14 protein-coding genes are annotated in these 16,595 nt (G+C 67.4%); 8 read left to right on the forward strand and 6 right to left on the reverse strand.

The features are described 5' to 3' along the window. Positions 1 to 43: 43 nt before the first annotated feature. Both AC5P53_RS18930 and AC5P53_RS18935 read right to left on the reverse strand, forming a co-directional pair. Positions 44 to 1,246, reverse strand: a complete 1,203-nt coding sequence (locus tag AC5P53_RS18930; RefSeq protein ID WP_241887638.1) for a DUF4785 family protein — start codon at positions 1,244 to 1,246, stop codon at positions 44 to 46. 11 nt (positions 1,247 to 1,257) lie between these two features. Further along, positions 1,258 to 2,136 carry a lipase family protein gene (locus AC5P53_RS18935; RefSeq protein ID WP_241887639.1) on the reverse strand — a complete coding sequence of 293 codons (879 nt, stop codon included), beginning with the start codon at positions 2,134 to 2,136 and terminating at the stop codon, positions 1,258 to 1,260. Positions 2,137 to 2,394: 258 nt separating this feature from the next. Between AC5P53_RS18935 and AC5P53_RS18940 the strand changes: the two genes are divergently transcribed. Further along, complete coding sequence (locus AC5P53_RS18940) at positions 2,395 to 3,234, forward strand: acid phosphatase (RefSeq protein ID WP_495227483.1); 840 nt, start codon at positions 2,395 to 2,397, stop codon at positions 3,232 to 3,234. Between the two features lie 171 nt (positions 3,235 to 3,405). On the opposite strand, the gene AC5P53_RS18945 is transcribed toward AC5P53_RS18940, so the two are convergent. Further along, on the reverse strand, positions 3,406 to 5,676 hold the full coding sequence (locus tag AC5P53_RS18945; protein WP_075075932.1) for a TonB-dependent receptor: 2,271 nt from the start codon (positions 5,674 to 5,676) through the stop codon (positions 3,406 to 3,408). A 157-nt stretch (positions 5,677 to 5,833) separates the two neighbouring features. Between AC5P53_RS18945 and AC5P53_RS18950 the strand changes: the two genes are divergently transcribed. Together AC5P53_RS18950 and AC5P53_RS18955 are read left to right on the forward strand one after the other, a co-directional pair. Next, a complete protein-coding gene (locus tag AC5P53_RS18950; protein WP_069118202.1) occupies positions 5,834 to 6,853 on the forward strand; it encodes a TIGR00266 family protein in 1,020 nt (339 codons plus the stop codon). 204 nt (positions 6,854 to 7,057) lie between these two features. Then, positions 7,058 to 8,050: a patatin-like phospholipase family protein gene (locus AC5P53_RS18955; protein WP_032958418.1), complete on the forward strand. Its 993-nt coding sequence runs from the start codon at positions 7,058 to 7,060 to the stop codon at positions 8,048 to 8,050. A gap of 39 nt (positions 8,051 to 8,089) precedes the next feature. On the opposite strand, the gene AC5P53_RS18960 is transcribed toward AC5P53_RS18955, so the two are convergent. Further along, the gene (locus tag AC5P53_RS18960; RefSeq protein WP_014645428.1) at positions 8,090 to 8,575 is read right to left on the reverse strand and encodes an Lrp/AsnC family transcriptional regulator; all 486 of its coding nucleotides are present in this window, start codon (positions 8,573 to 8,575) and stop codon (positions 8,090 to 8,092) included. A gap of 124 nt (positions 8,576 to 8,699) precedes the next feature. Between AC5P53_RS18960 and phhA the strand changes: the two genes are divergently transcribed. Further along, positions 8,700 to 9,593, forward strand: a complete 894-nt coding sequence (phhA, locus tag AC5P53_RS18965) for a phenylalanine 4-monooxygenase (protein WP_014645427.1) — start codon at positions 8,700 to 8,702, stop codon at positions 9,591 to 9,593. Positions 9,594 to 9,699: 106 nt separating this feature from the next. Here phhA and AC5P53_RS18970 read toward each other — a convergent pair whose 3' ends face one another. After that, on the reverse strand, positions 9,700 to 10,755 hold the full coding sequence (locus tag AC5P53_RS18970) for a LacI family DNA-binding transcriptional regulator (protein WP_041862907.1): 1,056 nt from the start codon (positions 10,753 to 10,755) through the stop codon (positions 9,700 to 9,702). A 240-nt stretch (positions 10,756 to 10,995) separates the two neighbouring features. On the opposite strand from AC5P53_RS18970, the gene AC5P53_RS18975 reads away from it, so the two are divergent. The 4 genes from AC5P53_RS18975 to AC5P53_RS18990 all read left to right on the forward strand — a co-directional run bounded on the left by AC5P53_RS18975 (position 10,996) and on the right by AC5P53_RS18990 (position 14,026). Continuing rightward, positions 10,996 to 11,586, forward strand: coding sequence for a cysteine dioxygenase family protein (locus tag AC5P53_RS18975; RefSeq protein WP_014645425.1), 591 nt, complete (start codon positions 10,996 to 10,998; stop codon positions 11,584 to 11,586). 117 nt (positions 11,587 to 11,703) lie between these two features. Next, on the forward strand, positions 11,704 to 12,342 hold the full coding sequence (gene eda, locus AC5P53_RS18980) for a bifunctional 4-hydroxy-2-oxoglutarate aldolase/2-dehydro-3-deoxy-phosphogluconate aldolase (RefSeq protein ID WP_014645424.1): 639 nt from the start codon (positions 11,704 to 11,706) through the stop codon (positions 12,340 to 12,342). Positions 12,343 to 12,438: 96 nt separating this feature from the next. Further along, complete coding sequence (gene adhP / locus AC5P53_RS18985; protein WP_241887640.1) at positions 12,439 to 13,467, forward strand: alcohol dehydrogenase AdhP; 1,029 nt, start codon at positions 12,439 to 12,441, stop codon at positions 13,465 to 13,467. Between the two features lie 166 nt (positions 13,468 to 13,633). Further along, positions 13,634 to 14,026, forward strand: a complete 393-nt coding sequence (locus AC5P53_RS18990) for a hypothetical protein (RefSeq protein ID WP_075075938.1) — start codon at positions 13,634 to 13,636, stop codon at positions 14,024 to 14,026. A gap of 75 nt (positions 14,027 to 14,101) precedes the next feature. Here the strand turns inward: AC5P53_RS18990 and ligD are convergent, their stop codons facing one another. Beyond that, positions 14,102 to 16,594, reverse strand: coding sequence for a DNA ligase D (ligD, locus tag AC5P53_RS18995; RefSeq protein ID WP_241887641.1), 2,493 nt, complete (start codon positions 16,592 to 16,594; stop codon positions 14,102 to 14,104). Position 16,595: the final 1 nt, after the last annotated feature.

Consider the following 16,595-nt stretch of genomic DNA (forward strand, 5'->3'; position numbering starts at 1 on the left):
TGCAATGCAGCGGGCCGGATATCCCGGCCCGCCACCGCCGTGCTCAGAATCGCAACGCCAGCGCGCGCGACTCGATCGGTGCCATCCGGCTCTGGTCCTGCAGCTGCAGGTCGCGCAGTTCGTACGGCGCACCGAAACCGGCCGGCAATGCGGCCTGGTCGAACGGCAGCACCAGCTGGCCTGCACCGGGGCCATCGAACCACGCCGCCGCATGTGCCTGCGCGACCGGCTTCAACTGGCCATCGCGGGCCGTGGCGTACAGCGTGCCGCGTGCTTCGTAGCGGCCAGCGGCGGCCACCTGCAGCGGCAGTGCCACCTGGCGGCTGGACGGGTCCGGTGCCGCCTGGCCACTGAAGCGCGCGGTCGGCCGTGCCACCGCGAAAGCCACCTTGCCGTCGCGCAGCACGCCATCGGCCTGGGCGAACACCTGCAGTTCCCACAGCCCCTGCACGCTGCCGAGATCGGCGGGGATGCGCACCTGCGCGCGCAGGCTGCCGTCGGTGGTGCGCAGCAGGCGCTGCGGCCAGCTGCGGCCATCCGGTGCGACCAGCAGGGCTTCACCGCCCAGGCCGCCACGGCGCGATGCCAGCTGCGCGGTGGTGGCGCCGTCTTCCAGCAGGCGTGCCTGCAGCTGCACGTTGCCACCAGCCAGCACCTGCGCCTGGTTGGCCTGCACTTCCAGCCGCAGCGGGCTGTTCGGCTCAAGCACCTGCACCACATAGCGGCCCTGCGCCTGCGTGCTCTGCAGCGTGTACGCACCGGCCGAACTGGTCGCGCCGGTGCGCAGCATGCTGCTGCCATCACTCACCGGCATGCCGGCATCCTGCAGCGCGCGCGCATCGACACTGCGGGCCACGCTGCTGCGGCCGGCCGGGTCGCGCACCTGCAGGGTGTTGGCAGGCAGCGCGCGGGCACCTGCGGCCGGGCTCAGCTGGATCACCGCATCGGGCGCCGTCAGCGGCAGGTCCAGGCCGCGTTGCAGCTGCGTGCCATCGACCTGCTGCCAGTAGCTGCGGCTGACCGAGGCATACGGCATGGCCGCCTGCAGCGGTTGTGCCGGGTCCAGCGCCCAGGCAAAGGACAGCGGCGCGTGCTCGCTTTCATCGGCGGGCAGCGGCGCGGCCACCAGTGCGGCAGGCACCTGATCGCCCGCGCGGGCGGCCTGCAGCGGCTGCGCGGCCTGCGCTGCGGAAAGGGACAGCACGGCCAGCAAAGCACTGGCCAGCAGGGTGGAATGGTTCGTCATGGTCATCTCCCTCACTGGTTCAGGTCGTTGCGCAGCAGGGTGCCGAGGCCGAAGCACTCGCGCCGGCTCTGGTTGTGGCTGAGTGGTTCGGCGCCCTGGGTGCGTGCCTTGTCGGTGAACCAGGTGGTGCCGGCAGCCTTCTGGCTGCTGCACTCCAGGAAGCCATCGGAGCAGGACGACAGCCAGTTCTGGGTGAACTCCAGGCCGACATTGGCGGCGTAGCCACCGCAGTAACTGTTGCTGTCCCACACCGCCGATTCCACATCGCTGCCGACCACCGCACGGAACGGTTTGGGCAGCGCCGGGCGACCGGCCGTGCCGTACAGGTTCTGCGCGTTGTAGGTGGCCATGCTCGCCACCTGCTGCTGGCGTACCGCGTCGTTCTTGTAGCCCAGCAGCCAGCCCAGCGACGTTTCGAAGGTATTGCCGTTGAGCACCGCATCGGCCAGCGGCGTGCCCGCCGAGGACGGAGCCAGTGCATTGACCTTGCGCACCGTACGGATGATCTTCGGATAGCGGCTGTCGTAGGTCGGGTTGGACAGGATCCAGCGCATCACATTGCCGCCGTTGGAGTGGGTGATCACCACCAGCTGGGTGATGCCACGGCTGTCGATGAAGCCGGTCAGCTGGTTGGCCAGGCAACCGGCCGCTTCCGGTTTCCACATGTACTGGGTGAAGTCACAGTTGATGACGACGTAGTTGCTGCTGTTCGGCAGGCCCTGGCGCACGGTGTCGATGATTGCCGGCTGCCAGTAGTCCTGGGTGGCATTGGTCTGCGCGCCGGTGCCATGCACGAAGGCCACGCCGAGCACGTCGGCGGCCTGCGCCGGGGCGGTTGCCAGCCCGAGGAGCAGGGCCAGGACGGTACTTCCTGTTGCGGTGCTGCGCATCGCTTCTCTCCCTCTGTCAGTGGATCCCCCCGACCCGGCTGGAACTGGACGGCCTCTCGACCCCGTTGTGTCGATGCTCGCGGCGCAGGCGCGTGAAAGTCCGTGCGCTGCGCCCGGATTCAGGAGACTGACGACACTCGATGACGTTTTTCATACTGCCCCGATGACCATGCCGGGTCTGGCCGTATGACCGATGGCCACTGCGGTGTCGCATACGGGCTGCGATCATGACGCGATGTTTTTCCTCTGGAGCCGTCCATGTCGCTGATTTCCCACACCGCCCGCCCACTGCTCGGTCTCACCGTTGTCGCGGTCCTGGCTGGCTGCGCAGCCACCGCCAGCAAGCCGACCGCCGTCGAAGCCAACATCACCACCAAGGCGGTGGGCTATCTGGACACGAGCGCGGTTCCGGCCAGCCTGGACCTGGTGCCGGCACCACCGGCGGCCGGTTCGGCCGCCCTCGCCCTGGACGAACAGGTCAGCCGTGAAGCCCGCGCGCTGCGTGGCAGCCCGCGCTTCGCCCAGGCCGGCGTCGATGCGGAACTCGGCTTCCCCGAAGGCGCCAACCACTTCTCCTGCGCCGCCGACATCGACGTCGATGCAGTGAAGACCCCGGCGCTGTACCGACTGCTGGAGCGCAGCCGGATCGACGCCAGCGCCGCCACCAAGGCGGCCAAGAACCACTACCAGCGCCCGCGCCCGTTCATGGTCAACGGTGAGCCGACCTGCTCGCCGAAGGACGAGGACGGCCTGCGCAAGAACGGTTCCTATCCGTCCGGCCACACCTCGATCGGCTGGGCCTGGGCCCTGATCCTGTCGGAGATCGCGCCGGACCGCGCCGATGCCATCCAGGCCCGCGGCCGCAACTACGGCGAGAGCCGCCTGGTGTGCAACGTGCACTGGCAGAGCGACATCCTCGAAGGCCGCTTCATGGGCGCGGCCGCCGTGGCCCGCCTGGATGACAACGCTGCCTTCAACAAGGACCTGCTGGCCGCACGCAAGGAGATCGAGGCGGCGCGCAAGGCCGGTCGGCACTCCAGCCGCGACTGCGCCACCGAGAATGCGGTGCTGAAGGTGCGCCCGCAGAGCGCGCTGTAAGTGATGGTCCGGGGTCAGAGCCCTTCCCTGCGGAAAGGGATCTGACCCCGGCGCGGAATGCCGACCCCATCGGGGTCAGATCCCTTTCCGCAGGGAAGGGCTCTGACCCCGCACAGCAGAAGGGCCGGCATTGCGCCGGCCCTTCTGCATTGCATCAACGCAACCACCGCATCAGAACTTCGCGGTGAACTCCACGCCCCAGGTACGCGGCTCGTTGAGGAAGCCGGTCAGGTTGTTGAAGTCGATCGCGCCGACCACGCGGGTCTGGTTGGTCAGGTTGCGACCGAACACCGCCACGTCGTACTGGCCGTAATCCCAGTTGTAGCCCAGGCGCAGGCCGCCTTCCAGCGAACTGCGGCCGCGGAATTCCGGCGACTCGTAGATGAAGAAGTTCACCGCACTGCGGTAGGCCCAGTCGGTGTAGGCGTACAGCTCGCTGCCATCGCTGAGCGGGAAGCCCACGCGCAGGGTCGCGTTGTGGATCCACTTCGGCGCCTGCGGCAGCGGGTTGCCGTTCACCAGCGCATAGGTCTGGCCGTTGATCACCGTGGTCGGGTCGGTGATGGTGCAGCCACCGCCGCAGATCGCCACCGCCAGGTTCTTGTCCTTGATCTCGGTGTCGTTGTAGCTGCTGCCGAAGGTCAGCAGGACGTTGTCGGCCAGGTAGGCCTCCAGGTCCAGCTCGACGCCCTGGCCGATGGTCTTGTCGGCGTTGAGCAGGGTGGCGGTGTTGTTGCTGCCGCCCACCGCGATCAGCTGCTGGCCATCGACGTTGTAGCGGAACACGCTCAGGCCCAGGCGCGCGCGGCGCTCGAACAGGTCGGCCTTGATGCCGGCCTCGTACGAGATCACCTTCTCCGAATCGGCCTGCGACAGGCCTGGCGCGAAGGCCAGGCGGCCCTGGATCGACGGCGCGCGGAAGCCCTTGGCCACACGGGCATAGGCGTTGATGTCGTCGGTCAGCTTGTAGACGCCGCTGAGGTCCCAGCTGACGTCGTTGACGTCGGTGTTGGCCAGGTACGGGCCACTGACCGGGGTGCCGAACGGAACGGCCTGCAGCACGCTGGCGCTGAAGTCCTTCTTGTCCTGGGTGTAGCGCACGCCGGCACGCAGCTTGAAGCGGTCGGTGACATCGAAGTCACCCGAGGCGAACACCGCCCAGGCCTTGTTGCGCTGGTTCTGCACCACGTGGCCGGTCTGCGGATTGCCCGGGGCCAGCGAGTCGTAGTTGAAGTTGTTGATGGTCACGTCTTCATCGAAGTAGAAGACGCCGGCCTGCCAGTCGAAGCGGCCCCACTCGTTGGACTCGATGCGGACTTCCTGCGTCCACTGGCGGTGATGCGGCAGGCCGTCAGCCGACTCCGACGAGAATGGAATCAGGCCGGGGCCGTAGTTGCCGGCGCCAAGGAACGCCGCGCCGTAGCCACCGTCGATGTCACCGCGGTTGAGCGATTCGGCGGTTTCGTAGCCGGTGATCGAGTGCAGCGTCACCGAGCCGAGGTTCCACTGCAGGCGCGCGCTGCCACCCCAGGTCTTCAGGTCGGAGAAGTTGACGCCGTCGTTGGCCACCTTGTCGCGGTCGAAGTTCTCGACCAGCGAGTTGCCACCCTTCTCGATGATGTTGGCGCGGAACAGGCGGGCGGTGCCATTGAGCTTGCGCTTGTGCAGGTTGAACAGCGCTTCGAAGTCATCGCCTTCGTACAGGAACTGCACGCGGCCGGCGGCTTCGTCATAGCCTTCGAAGCCACTGTTGGGAGCGCCGACGCGGGTGTTGTCGACCCAGTCATCGCGGCGCTGGTAGATCGCCGAGACGCGTGCCGACCAGCGATCGGTCAGCGGGCCGCCGTAGGCGCCCTGCACGTTCCAGCTGTTGTAGCTGCCGTAGCCCACGCGCACGTAGCCGTCGGCATCCTGCGACGGTCGCGCCGAATCGAACTTGACCACGCCGGCCGGGGTGTTGCGGCCGAACAGCGTGCCCTGCGGGCCACGCAGCACTTCCACGTTGGCCAGGTCGAACAGCGGGAAGCCCTTCAGCAGAGGGCTTTCCTGCACCACGTCGTCATACACCAGCGACACCGGCTGCGACGCATTGAGGTCGAAGTCGGTGTTGCCCAGGCCGCGGATGTAGAAGCGCGGGAAGGCACGGCCGTAGGACGACTCGATGTTGAGGCTGGGCACGCGTGCGGCCAGGAAACGGATGTCATCGCCGGCCGAACCGAGCACATCCAGCTTCTCGCCCTGGATCGCGGAGAGCGCGACCGGCACGTCCTTGGCGTTCTCGACACGGCGCTGCGCGGTCACCTGCAGGGCGTCGAGGGCAACCGGATCCTTGGCAGCGGGGGTTTCCTGGGCGGCTGCTACCAGCGGCAGCAGGGCGGAAAGAGCGGCAACGAGGGGGCGCGCGACCGGAAATCGGCCACGGGAAGTGCGGGTCGGGGACATGGCGGTAGGCTGTGTTTGGAGGGGTGGTAAAACGGCGCTACCAGATAATTGTTGCAATACAGCACCTATGCCGCAAATGCCCGCCGTTCATGGCCCCGTCGCCGGCACCCCCGGGCGCTCGCTAGACTCGGGGTTTCGACGCGACGGACCCGCCGCCATGACCCAGTGGTACTTCCATGCCTCCGCCCAGGCCGAGCGCATCGGCCCGCTTGATGACGGGGCCGCACGCCGGTACGCGCAGGCCAATCCACGCGCCCTGGCATGGTGCCAGGGCATGAGCGGGTGGACGCCGATCGCCGAGGTGGCCGAGCTGCAGGCTCCAGCCCCGGGCATGCCCAACACGCCGCCGCCGGTCCCGGTCGCCGCCGGCGCCGGCGGCCGCGCCGACGACATCGAGTTCCGCATCGTCGGCCATGAAATGCAGTTCGTGGAGATCGAGCTCGACCCCGGCGAGAGCGCCATTGCCGAGGCCGGCGCCTTGATGTTCAAGGACGCCACGGTGCAGATGGACACGGTGTTTGGCGCTGCCAACGGTGACCAGGGCGGCTTCATGGGCAAGGTGATGGCCGCCGGCCGCCGTGTGCTGACCGGCGAGAGCCTGTTCGCCACCGTCTACACCCAGAGCGGGCATGGCAAGGGCAAGGTCGCCTTCGCCGCGCCCTACCCCGGCACGGTGCTGGCGATGAAACTGGACCAGCACGGCGGCCGCCTGATCTGCCAGAAGGACAGCTTCCTGGCCGGCGCGCGCGGCGTGCAGATCGGCGTGCAGTTCCAGCGCAGGATCATGACCGGCCTGTTCGGCGGCGAGGGCTTCATCATGCAGAAGCTGGAAGGCGACGGCTGGGTGTTCATCCACGCCGGTGGCTGCGTGATCGAGCGCGAGCTGGCCGCCGGCGAGCGCCTGGACGTGGATACCGGCTGCGTGGTGGCCTACCACTCCAGCGTGGACATGGACGTGCGCCGGGTGGCCGGCATCAAGAGCATGCTGTTCGGCGGCGAAGGCGTGTTCCTGGCCACGCTGACCGGCCCCGGCAAGGTCTGGCTGCAGTCGCTGCCGTTCTCGCGCCTGGCCGGCCGCATGTGGATGGCCGCACCGCAGGGCGGCGGCCAGAGCCGCGGCGAAGGCTCGGTGCTGGGCGGCCTGGGCCGGATGCTGGATGGTGACAACCGGTTCTGACCCACTCATTTGGTAGGTGCCAACCTTGGTTGGCACAGTCCTTCAGCGCGCGACCAGGCATTTGTGCGGACCAAGGTCCGCACCCACCAGAAGCGATTCACGTTTTTTTTGCTGAATAGGGAGTTCCCCCCACCCTGCCCGCCCCGCCACGGCTTCGGTATGCTGGCGCCCTTTCCTGAATCCAGCGCCGCGAGCGCACTGCCGATGAGCCTGTTCCGCCCCCGCATGCTGCTGTCCGTCGCCCTGATCGGCCTGCTGGCCGGCTGCGGTGGCGACCCGGTCCGCCCCACGCCGCCGCCGGCGCCGACCGTGGTGCCGCAGGCCAAGCCGATCAGGATCGGCATCGCCCTCGGTGGCGGCGCGGCCAAGGGCTTCGCGCACATCGGCGTGATCAAGATGCTGGAAGCCAACGGCTTCGAGCCGGCCGTGGTCTCCGGCACCAGCGCCGGCAGCGTGGTCGGTGCGCTGTATGCCAGCGGCATGGACGCCTTCCAGATGCAGAGCAAGGCAGTCGCGCTGGACGAAGCCAGCATCCGCGACGTACGCCTGTTCTCCGGTGGCCTGGTGCAGGGCCAGAAGCTGCAGGACTACGTCAACGAGCAGGTCGCCAACCGTCCCGCCGAGCGCCTGAAGAAACCGTTCGCCGCCGTTGCCACCCAGCTGGAAACGGGCGAGCGCGCGATCTTCGTGCGCGGCAACGTCGGCCAGGCGGTGCGCGCGTCGAGCAGCATCCCCGGTGTGTTCGAGCCGGTGAAGATCGGCGGCCGCAATTACATCGACGGCGGCGTGGTCAGCCCGGTGCCGGTGGATGCCGCGCGCCAGCTCGGCGCCGACTTCGTGATCGCCGTGGACATCTCCAGCAAGGCCAGCGGCAAGGCACCGACGGACATGCTGGGCATCGTCAACCAGTCCATCTCGATCATGGGCCAGCGCCTGGGCGAGCAGGAGCTGGCGCGCGCCGACATCGTCATCCGTCCGAAGGTACTGGACATCGGCGCCGCCGATTTCAGCCAGCGCGGCACCGCGATCCTGGAAGGCGAGAAGGCCGCAATGGCGGCCATGCCGCAGATCCGCGCGAAGATCCAGCAGTTGCAGCGCGCGCGCGCCGCCGCGGCGGCACCCGCGCCGGTGGCCGCACCAAAGTGCGAGGAAGCCTCGCGCCTGGGCAAGCTGATGGGCCGCAAGGACAAGTGCTGATCCATTGATGCCAGGCCACCGGGCACGCCTGGTGGCTGCTCAGGGCTCCAGCTGCGACAACGGCAACGCCTGGAAACCCTTCACCGTGCGCAGCACGAAGCTGGAATTGGCATCGGCCACGCCGCCGGCGTTGAGCAGCCGGTCCAGCAGGAAGTGCGAGAAGTGCTCCAGGTCGCGCACGTAGACGTGCAGCAGGTAGTCCATGTCGCCGGTCAGCGCATGGCAGGCCACCACCTCGTCCCACGCTTGCACGCTGTCCACGAAGTGGCCGATGGCGGCCTGGTCATGCTTTTCCAGCTGCACGCGCACGAAGGCCTGCAGGCCCAGGCGCAGCTGGCGCGGTTCCAGCCGCGCGCCATAGCCGACGATCACGCCCTCGCTTTCCAGCCGCTGCAGGCGGCGCAGGCAGGCCGAGGGCGAGAGGTTCACCCGTGTCGCCAGCTCGGCGTTGGTGGCGCGCCCATCCCGCTGGATTTCAGCCAGTAGACGTATATCCGTGCGATCGAACTGGACTTCTCCGGCCATTGTTGCCCCGCAACATGGTGAGTACGCAAGGATATTGCGCCAACAAGGCCAATCGACGCAACTTTTGCAACCCTGTTGCGTGCGCCCTGCCCTAGCATCGTGGGTATCCCGTCAAGGAGTGCCCATGGACCTCGCCCAGCCCCGCCGCGTCGAACACCAGCAGACCGACAAGGGCTACGTGCCGGTGTATACCACCGCGCTCGTCGAGCAGCCGTGGGACACCTACAGCGCCGACGACCACGCCACCTGGAGCACGCTGTACCAGCGCCAGCGCGAACTGCTGGTCGGCCGCGCCTGCCAGGAGTTCCTGGACGCGCAGGACGAGATGGGCATGAGCGCACACATGATTCCGCGCTTCGACCAGCTCAACGAAGTACTGGGCGCCGCCACCGGCTGGACCCTGGTCGGCGTTGAAGGCCTGCTGCCGGAACTGGATTTCTTCGACCACCTGGCCAACCGCCGTTTCCCGGTGACCTGGTGGATCCGTCGCCCGGACCAGATCGACTACATCGCCGAACCGGACCTGTTCCACGATCTGTTTGGCCACGTGCCGCTGCTGATGAACCCGGTGTTCGCCGACTACATGGAGGCGTACGGCCGTGGCGGCGTCAAGGCCCACGCGATCGGCCCGGATGCACTGCAGAACCTGACCCGCCTGTACTGGTACACGGTGGAGTTCGGCCTGATCGATACGCCCGACGGCCTGCGCATCTACGGCGCCGGCATCGTGTCGTCGAAGGGCGAGTCACTGTACTCGCTGGAATCGCCCGCGCCCAACCGCATCGGTTTCGACCTGCAGCGGATCATGCGCACCAAGTACCGCATCGACACCTTCCAGAAGACCTACTTCGTCATCGACAGCTTCGAACAGCTGATGCAGGCGACGTCGCCGGACTTCACCCCGATCTACGCGGCACTGGCCGACCAGGCGCATCTGCCGGCCGGTGATGTGCAGGACGACGACCGCGTGTTCCAGAAGGGCACGGGTGAAGGCTGGGCCGACGGCGGCGACGTGTAAGCGCGTAACGCACACCGCTCCGCAGTGGAAACGGCGCACCCTGGTGCGCCGTTTTCGTTGTTGCCTGCACCGTTCTGTCGCGACGGCGCAGGCGAGGGCAGGACACTCAGCCGTCCACGGCCCGGCAGGAACCGCGCACCATCAGTTGCGGATGCACGCTGGCCGCAGCCGGCGCCTCCGGTACGTCGGTCTGCACCAGCATCGCGGCAGCCATGCGGCCGATGTCGGAGACGTGGCGGCGTACCGACGTCAGCGGCGGCCACAGGCGCGACGCCAGCGGGCTGTCGTCGTAGCTGACGATCGACAACTGCTGCGGCACCGCGATGCCCGCACGCAATGCCACCTGGTAGACGCCCGCGGCGATTTCGTCGTTGCCGGTGAAGATCGCACTGGGGCGTTGTCCGCCCATCAGCAGGCGTTCGGCGGCATGCACGCCGGACTCGAAGGTGTCGCCCGCTTCCAGCACGCGCTCGCCCGGCAGGGTCACGCCGACCTGGGCCAGCCGATCAAGGAAGCCGTGGGTCCGCTCGCGGGCAGCGCGCCGGTCACCGGGACCGGCAATCACCGCGATGTCGCGGTGGCCGAGCGAGAGCAGGTAGCCCGCAGCAGCCGCCGCACCATCGCGATCGTGGGTGACCACCGCCTGCACGTCTTCTTCCGACGCATGCGCGTTGATGCGGATGTGGCGGCAGTCGATCGCGTCGAGCATCTGCGCCAGCGCCATCGATTCGGAGGCGCGCGGGCCGAGGATCACGCCATGCAGTTTCTGCTGCTGCACGAAACGGCGCACGCCGTCCGCACAGTCCGGATCCTGGCTGTTGCACGGGTGCACCACCAGCTCATAGCCGGTGCCGCGCAGCGCTTCCAGCGCGCCGTGCTGCAGGTCGACAATGCATTGGGCGCCGGGGTCGTCATACACCAGGCCGATCAGGAAGGAGCGGCGGAACGCGAGTCCGCGCGCCAGCGGGTCGGGCACGTAACCGACCTCCCGCATCAACGCCTCGACCTTGTCGCGGGTGTCTTTGCGCACCAGCGGCGAGTTGTTGATGATTCTTGAAACCGTTTTCTTGGAAACTCCCGACAGTCGTGCGATGTCGTTGATCGTGGCAGCCTTGCCTTTCGATGCCGGCAACGCGGCATCGCTCATATTTCGCACTGACATGTATAGAACCAGGTAAGTCGGAGAATTCTAGCCTTGCACCCGTCGGATGCGAAGTTGCGGAACGTCGCAGCGGATCTGAATCGCGTCGTGTTCGACACGTTTTGCTGCGCGAGGTTCCCTTGTGATTGCTCTAGTGCCTCTGCATCTGAACCGTTCTTCTGCGCGTGTTCACCCTGAATGCGGACGCGACGCGCGCGAACGCCAACATTCCCTTAACCATGCTCCGCTACAGTCAGGTGCATGGACCTGCAGACCTCTCCGTTTCCGCCGTTCCGTGGCCGCGACCGGTTGATCGCTGCGGTCGACGCGGCGGTGACCGCCGGTGATGCCGGGCGCATCACCGCCGACCTGCAGCTGGCGCTGCAGGAAGCCATAACCGACAGCCGCATCGAATTGCCCGAGTGCGTGCATCGGCCGGTCAGTGATCATTACGCGCGACGTCCGCTGTACCACAGCCGCGAACACGGCTACAGCGTGATCGCCATGAGCTGGGGCCCAGGGCAGGGCACGCCGCTGCACGACCACGATGCCATGTGGTGTGTGGAGGGAGTGTGGTTGGGCGAACTGGAGATCACCCGTTACGAGCTGCTGGAGCGCGCCGGCGAGCGCTGGCGTTTCCACCGCCACGCCACGCTGCGCGGAGGCTGCGGCAGTGCTGGCAGCCTGATCCCGCCGCACGAGTACCACACCCTGCGCAACGCCAGCGACGACGCATTGGCGATTTCTGTGCACGTGTACGAGTCGCAGATGGAGCGCTCGGCGGTGTTCGACCCGCTCGGTGGCGACTGGTACCAGCGCCGCATCCAGGCGCTGCAGGCCGACCCGGCCTGACCGGGGCAGGGCGGGGCGACGCTCCCAGCACCTTCGTGAGCCACGTGGCATCATGCGCCGCTGCGCTGCCGTACCCGGCGGCGATCCGCGATGCCCCGTCGGGCAAGGAGCAAGACCATGTCCAGCGCTGATCCGCGCCTGCGCGCGCTGTTGAAGCTGGCACCGGTGATCCCGGTGTACACCCCCGAAGATGTGAATGAAGCGGTCGACGTCGCCCAGGCACTGTTCCGCGGCGGCCTGCCGGTAATCGAGGTGACGCTGCGCACGCCGCAGGCGCTGGATGCGATCAAGGCGATGGTCGAGGCCGTGCCGGACGCGGTGATCGGTGCCGGCACCGTACTCGACGCCGCGCAGATGCAGGCAGCGAAGCAGGCCGGCGCGCGCTTCGCGGTGTCCCCGGGTGCCACGCCGGCGTTGTATGCGGCCGCGCGTGATGCCGACCTGCCGTACCTGCCCGGTGCCGCCACCGCCTCGGACCTGATCCTGGGCCTGGAGCATGGCCAGGACACCTTCAAGTTCTTCCCGGCGGTACAGGCCGGCGGCGCCGCGCTACTGGCCGCCTGGCACGGTCCGTTCGCCGATGTGCGCTTCTGCCCGACCGGCGGCATCAGTGCGCAGACCGCGCCGCAGTTCCTGCATCTGCCCAACGTGCTGTGCGTCGGCGGTTCGTGGCTGACCACCCCGGCACTGCTGCAGACCCGCGACTGGGAGGCGATCGAACGCCTGGCCCGCGAGGCGTCCGTGCTGGCCAGCTGAACCTGCTCCGCGAATCTTCAAAGGTTTGATCGTGATCAAAGCGCCGGCCTCGTGCCGGCGTCATTCTGTGGGCAAGCGCACTACGGAGATCCGAACATGAATTCGACCATGAAGGCCGCTGTCGTGCGTGAGTTCGGCAAGCCACTGGTGATCGAGGAAGTCTCGGTACCACGCCCGGGGGCGGGCGAGGTACTGGTCAGGATCGAGGCCTGTGGCGTCTGCCACACCGACCTGCACGCCGCCGAGGGCGACTGGCCGGTGAAACCGAACCCGCCGTTCATCCCCGGCCACGAGGGCGTGGGGCACGTCGTGGCCGTGGGAGGCGGGGTAGGGCACGTCAAGGAAGGCGACAGGGTCGGCATCCCCTGGTTGTACTCGGCGTGTGGCCATTGCGAACACTGCCTGGGTGGCTGGGAAACGCTGTGCGAGACACAGCGCAATACCGGTTACTCGGTCAACGGCGGCTTCGCCGAGTACGCACTGGCCGATGCCAACTATGTCGGCCTGCTTCCGAAGGACGTGGGCTTCGTCGAGATCGCACCGGTGCTGTGCGCCGGCGTGACCGTCTACAAGGGCCTGAAGGTCACCGACACCAAGCCCGGTGACTGGGTGGCGATTTCCGGCATCGGTGGCCTGGGCCACATGGCGGTGCAGTACGCCCGTGCGATGGGCCTGAACGTGGCTGCGGTGGATGTGGACGACAACAAGCTGGCATTGGCCCGGCAGCTGGGTGCGCAGGTCACCGTGAATGCGCGCACCACCGATCCGGCCGCCTTCCTCAGGAAGGAGATCGGCGGCGCGCACGGCGCCCTGGTCACGGCGGTCTCACCGAAGGCGTTCGAGCAGGCGCTGGGCATGGTCCGCCGTGGCGGCACCGTCTCGCTCAACGGACTGCCGCCCGGTACTTTCCCGCTGGACATCTTCGGCATGGTGCTCAACGGCATCACCGTGCGCGGCTCGATCGTCGGCACCCGGCTGGACCTGCAGGAGTCGCTGCAGTTCGCCGCCGAAGGCAAGGTCGCGGCCACGGTCAGCACCGACCGCCTGGAGAACATCAACGACGTGTTCGCGCGCATGCACGCGGGCACCATTGAGGGCCGCGTGGTACTCGACTTCGCTGCCTGACCGCCTGTGCATGGCCGCCGTCGCTCCGTCCCCCTCTCCCACGGACGCGGCGGCCATGCCGATTCATCGGTAGTGCCGGCCGCTGGCCGGCAAACCCCAGGCGGTTCGGTAGTGCCGGCCGCTGGCCGGCAACGCGGGCACTCTGTGGCCGCCGTACAATGCGCGCATGCCCGGCCTGCTCAAGACCCTGTTCCTGTCCATCGTCGCCCTGATCGGCGGCGTCCTGTCGCTTGCGCTGGTCAGCAGCGTCGCCAGCTGGCTGCCCCCGTTGCTGGGCCTGTCGCCGGACAACAACAGCGTGCAGCTGGGCTGGGACCTCACCTTCAGCGTTCTTGGTGGCATCGCGGGCGTTTCCTTTGCCACCTATTACGCCCCCTGCTGGCCGCGTTCGCATGGCTTCTCGATCTGGTCGCTGATCGCGCTGGGCTGTGGCTACGCGATGTGGACGGCCGGTGCGGATTTCCCGTTCTGGTTCGTCATTGCGCTGCTGGCATCGCTGCCGCTGCAACTGCTGGCCGGTTGGTGGTTCGGCCGCCGCGCCTCGCGCGACGCAGGGTAACGCCGCCTTTGTAGAGCCGAGCCCATGCTCGGCTTTCATGCACATCGACACATGCAGCCGAGCATGGGCTCGGCTCTACAGGTCCATGCGCGGCAGCGTCTGCTTCAACTGCGCGATGCCCTGCCATGGGTCACTCTTCAGGCGTTGCGCCCTCGCCAGCGCCTTGCCCATGGGAAAGGCGTCGGCAGCACTGATACGCGCCAGTTCCTCCCAGCGCAGCGGCACTGCCACACCGGCGGAATCGCGCGCGCGCAGCGACCACGAGCACACGCTGGTGGCCCCTCGGGTGTTGCGCAACCAGTCGATGAAGATGACGCCACTGCGCTTGGCCTTGCTCATCGTCGCCACATAGCGATCAGGTTGCTCCTTTGCCATTGCCTGCGCAAAGGCCTCGCAGAACGCCTTCGCCTCGTCCCAGCCGGCCTTGGGCTGCAGCGGTACCACCACATGCAGCCCCTTGCCGCCAGACAGCCGCACGAAGCTCTCCAGGCCCACCTGCTGCAGGCGGTCACGCACATCGCGTGCACCCGATTTCACCTGTGCCCAGCTGACGCCGTTGCCAGGATCGAGATCGAATACCAGTCGATCCGGATGCTCGGTGTCTGCTACGGTCGCACCCCACGGATGCAGCTCCAGCGTGTTCATCTGCACCAGCTGCAGCAGGCCCCGTGCGTCGTCGATATAGACATAGTCCTCGCGGCCGCTCTTCTGCTGCAGGGGCACCGCGTGCACCGCGTCGCCCAGGCCGGGGCCATGATGCTTCTGGAAGAAACAGGCCTTGCCCACCCCATCGGGGCAGCGCAGCAATGACAGCGGCCGTCCCGCAATTTCGGGCAGGATCCAGCGCGCCATGCGCCGGTAATAGTCGGCCACGTCGCCTTTGCCCAGTCCCTGACTGGGAAACACCACCCGCTCCGGATGCGTGATCTGGACCTCGCCGCCGGCTTCAGCAACTGCTGTTGCGTTGCTCATTCCCAGGTCCTCCTTCTGCTTGTCGCTGCGCAGCCGCTTGAAACTGGCCTGGCGCAGCAGGCCTTCCTTGCCCCAGCCACGGAACGCCACTTCCGCCACCGTCACCGGCTTCACCCAGCGCACGCTGGCGGCGCGGAACGGCACATGCGCCGGAAGCTGCAGCACGGGCGTCTTTACTGCCAGTGGCTGCAATGCCTTGAGCAGCGCGCGCAGGTTCTCGTCGTCGAAGCCGGTACCGACGCGGCCCACATAGCGCAGACCCTCCTTGTCCGGCGTTGCCAGCAACAATGATCCGAAACCCACCCGCGAGCCCCTGGGGGCCGTGTAGCCGACAATCACGAACTCGTCGGTGTCTTCGTGCTTCACCTTCACCCAGCTGCGCGCGCGGGTATTCACGTACGGGGCATCCACCTGCTTGCTGACGATGCCTTCGAATCCGGCCTGGCCACTGGCATCGAACACCTGCGGGCCCTGGTCGATCACATGTTCGCTGAAGGCCAGGATGCCGGGCACGGGTCCGATGAGATCCTTCAGCAGCGCTTTGCGTTCCAGCAATGGCGCACGACTGATGTCCGCGTTGGCCACACCCGGAAGATCGAACACGATGTAGCGCAGCGGTTGCTTCGAGCTTCCATCGATCACGCGCTGCAACGCTGCGAAATCGCTGCGCCCTTCCTTGTCCAGCACCACCAGCTCACCGTCCAGGCGCGCATCGCGCACCGGCAGCGCCTGCACGGCCTGCACGACCTCGGGGAAGTCATCGGTCCAATCCAGGCCATTGCGGGAGCGGAGCTTCACCTCGCCGTCGTGCAGATCGGCCAGCAAGCGATAGCCGTCCCACTTGATCTCGTGCAGCCAACGCGCGCCGTCCGGCGCGCTGTCGCGATGATCGGTCAATTGCGGTTTGAACCCATGCGGGTAGGGCGTGTCACGTGCGCCGTCCAGTTTCAGCGCGCGCGCATGCCAGCGTGCATCGGCCTTGCGGGTAGCCGTGCGTGCGGCGGGCACAGCACGCCCTGCCTTCCCCCCAGTGCGCTTCATCACGGTGGATGCGCGCTTGGGCACGTGCGCGTCCAGCAGATCGTCTGCTTCGGCATCGCGCGCCTGCTCGTCGTCGCGCTTGATCAGCAGCCACTGCACCTGGCGTCCCTTCATTGCCGTGCGCACCAGCTTCCAGCCACCGGCCAGGCGTTGTCCATGCAGTACGAAGTCGATCTTTCCAGCTGCCAGCGCCTGCAGTGGATCGCCTTCGCAGGCCCAGGTGCCCTGATCGAACACCTCCACGTGCCCCGCGCCGTAGTGGCCTTCGGGAATGTCGCCCTCGAAGCCAGCGTAGGACAACGGGTGATCTTCCACTTCCACGGCCAGCCGCTTCTCGCCGACGCGAAGCGAAGGACCTTTCGGCACCGCCCAGCTCTTCAGCACGCCGTCCATCTCAAGGCGGAAGTCATAGTGGCGCGAACTGGCATGATGCAGCTGGATGACGAAGGTTGGCCGCCGCTGCGGATCACCGCGTGCGGGTGTGTCGTCAGGCTCCGGCGTCTGCCCTGTGCCTCCGCCAAGCCGGCGCTTGCGCCGGTACTGGTGCAGCGACATG

It is taken from the genome of Stenotrophomonas sp. YJH_SMC_82 (assembly GCF_059368875.1).

What these genes read in the sequence shown, in the direction of transcription:
- AC5P53_RS18930 (WP_241887638.1), bottom strand. Translation starts at nt 1,246, where the DNA reads ATGACGAACCATTCCACCCTGCTGGCCAGTGCTTTGCTGGCCGTGCTG.
- AC5P53_RS18935 (WP_241887639.1), bottom strand. Translation starts at nt 2,136, where the DNA reads ATGCGCAGCACCGCAACAGGAAGTACCGTCCTGGCCCTGCTCCTCGGG.
- AC5P53_RS18940 (WP_495227483.1), top strand. Translation starts at nt 2,395, where the DNA reads ATGTCGCTGATTTCCCACACCGCCCGCCCACTGCTCGGTCTCACCGTT.
- AC5P53_RS18945 (WP_075075932.1), bottom strand. Translation starts at nt 5,676, where the DNA reads ATGTCCCCGACCCGCACTTCCCGTGGCCGATTTCCGGTCGCGCGCCCC.
- AC5P53_RS18950 (WP_069118202.1), top strand. Translation starts at nt 5,834, where the DNA reads ATGACCCAGTGGTACTTCCATGCCTCCGCCCAGGCCGAGCGCATCGGC.
- AC5P53_RS18955 (WP_032958418.1), top strand. Translation starts at nt 7,058, where the DNA reads ATGAGCCTGTTCCGCCCCCGCATGCTGCTGTCCGTCGCCCTGATCGGC.
- AC5P53_RS18960 (WP_014645428.1), bottom strand. Translation starts at nt 8,575, where the DNA reads ATGGCCGGAGAAGTCCAGTTCGATCGCACGGATATACGTCTACTGGCT.
- phhA (WP_014645427.1), top strand. Translation starts at nt 8,700, where the DNA reads ATGGACCTCGCCCAGCCCCGCCGCGTCGAACACCAGCAGACCGACAAG.
- AC5P53_RS18970 (WP_041862907.1), bottom strand. Translation starts at nt 10,755, where the DNA reads ATGTCAGTGCGAAATATGAGCGATGCCGCGTTGCCGGCATCGAAAGGC.
- AC5P53_RS18975 (WP_014645425.1), top strand. Translation starts at nt 10,996, where the DNA reads ATGGACCTGCAGACCTCTCCGTTTCCGCCGTTCCGTGGCCGCGACCGG.
- eda (WP_014645424.1), top strand. Translation starts at nt 11,704, where the DNA reads ATGTCCAGCGCTGATCCGCGCCTGCGCGCGCTGTTGAAGCTGGCACCG.
- adhP (WP_241887640.1), top strand. Translation starts at nt 12,439, where the DNA reads ATGAATTCGACCATGAAGGCCGCTGTCGTGCGTGAGTTCGGCAAGCCA.
- AC5P53_RS18990 (WP_075075938.1), top strand. Translation starts at nt 13,634, where the DNA reads ATGCCCGGCCTGCTCAAGACCCTGTTCCTGTCCATCGTCGCCCTGATC.
- ligD (WP_241887641.1), bottom strand. Translation starts at nt 16,594, where the DNA reads ATGTCGCTGCACCAGTACCGGCGCAAGCGCCGGCTTGGCGGAGGCACA.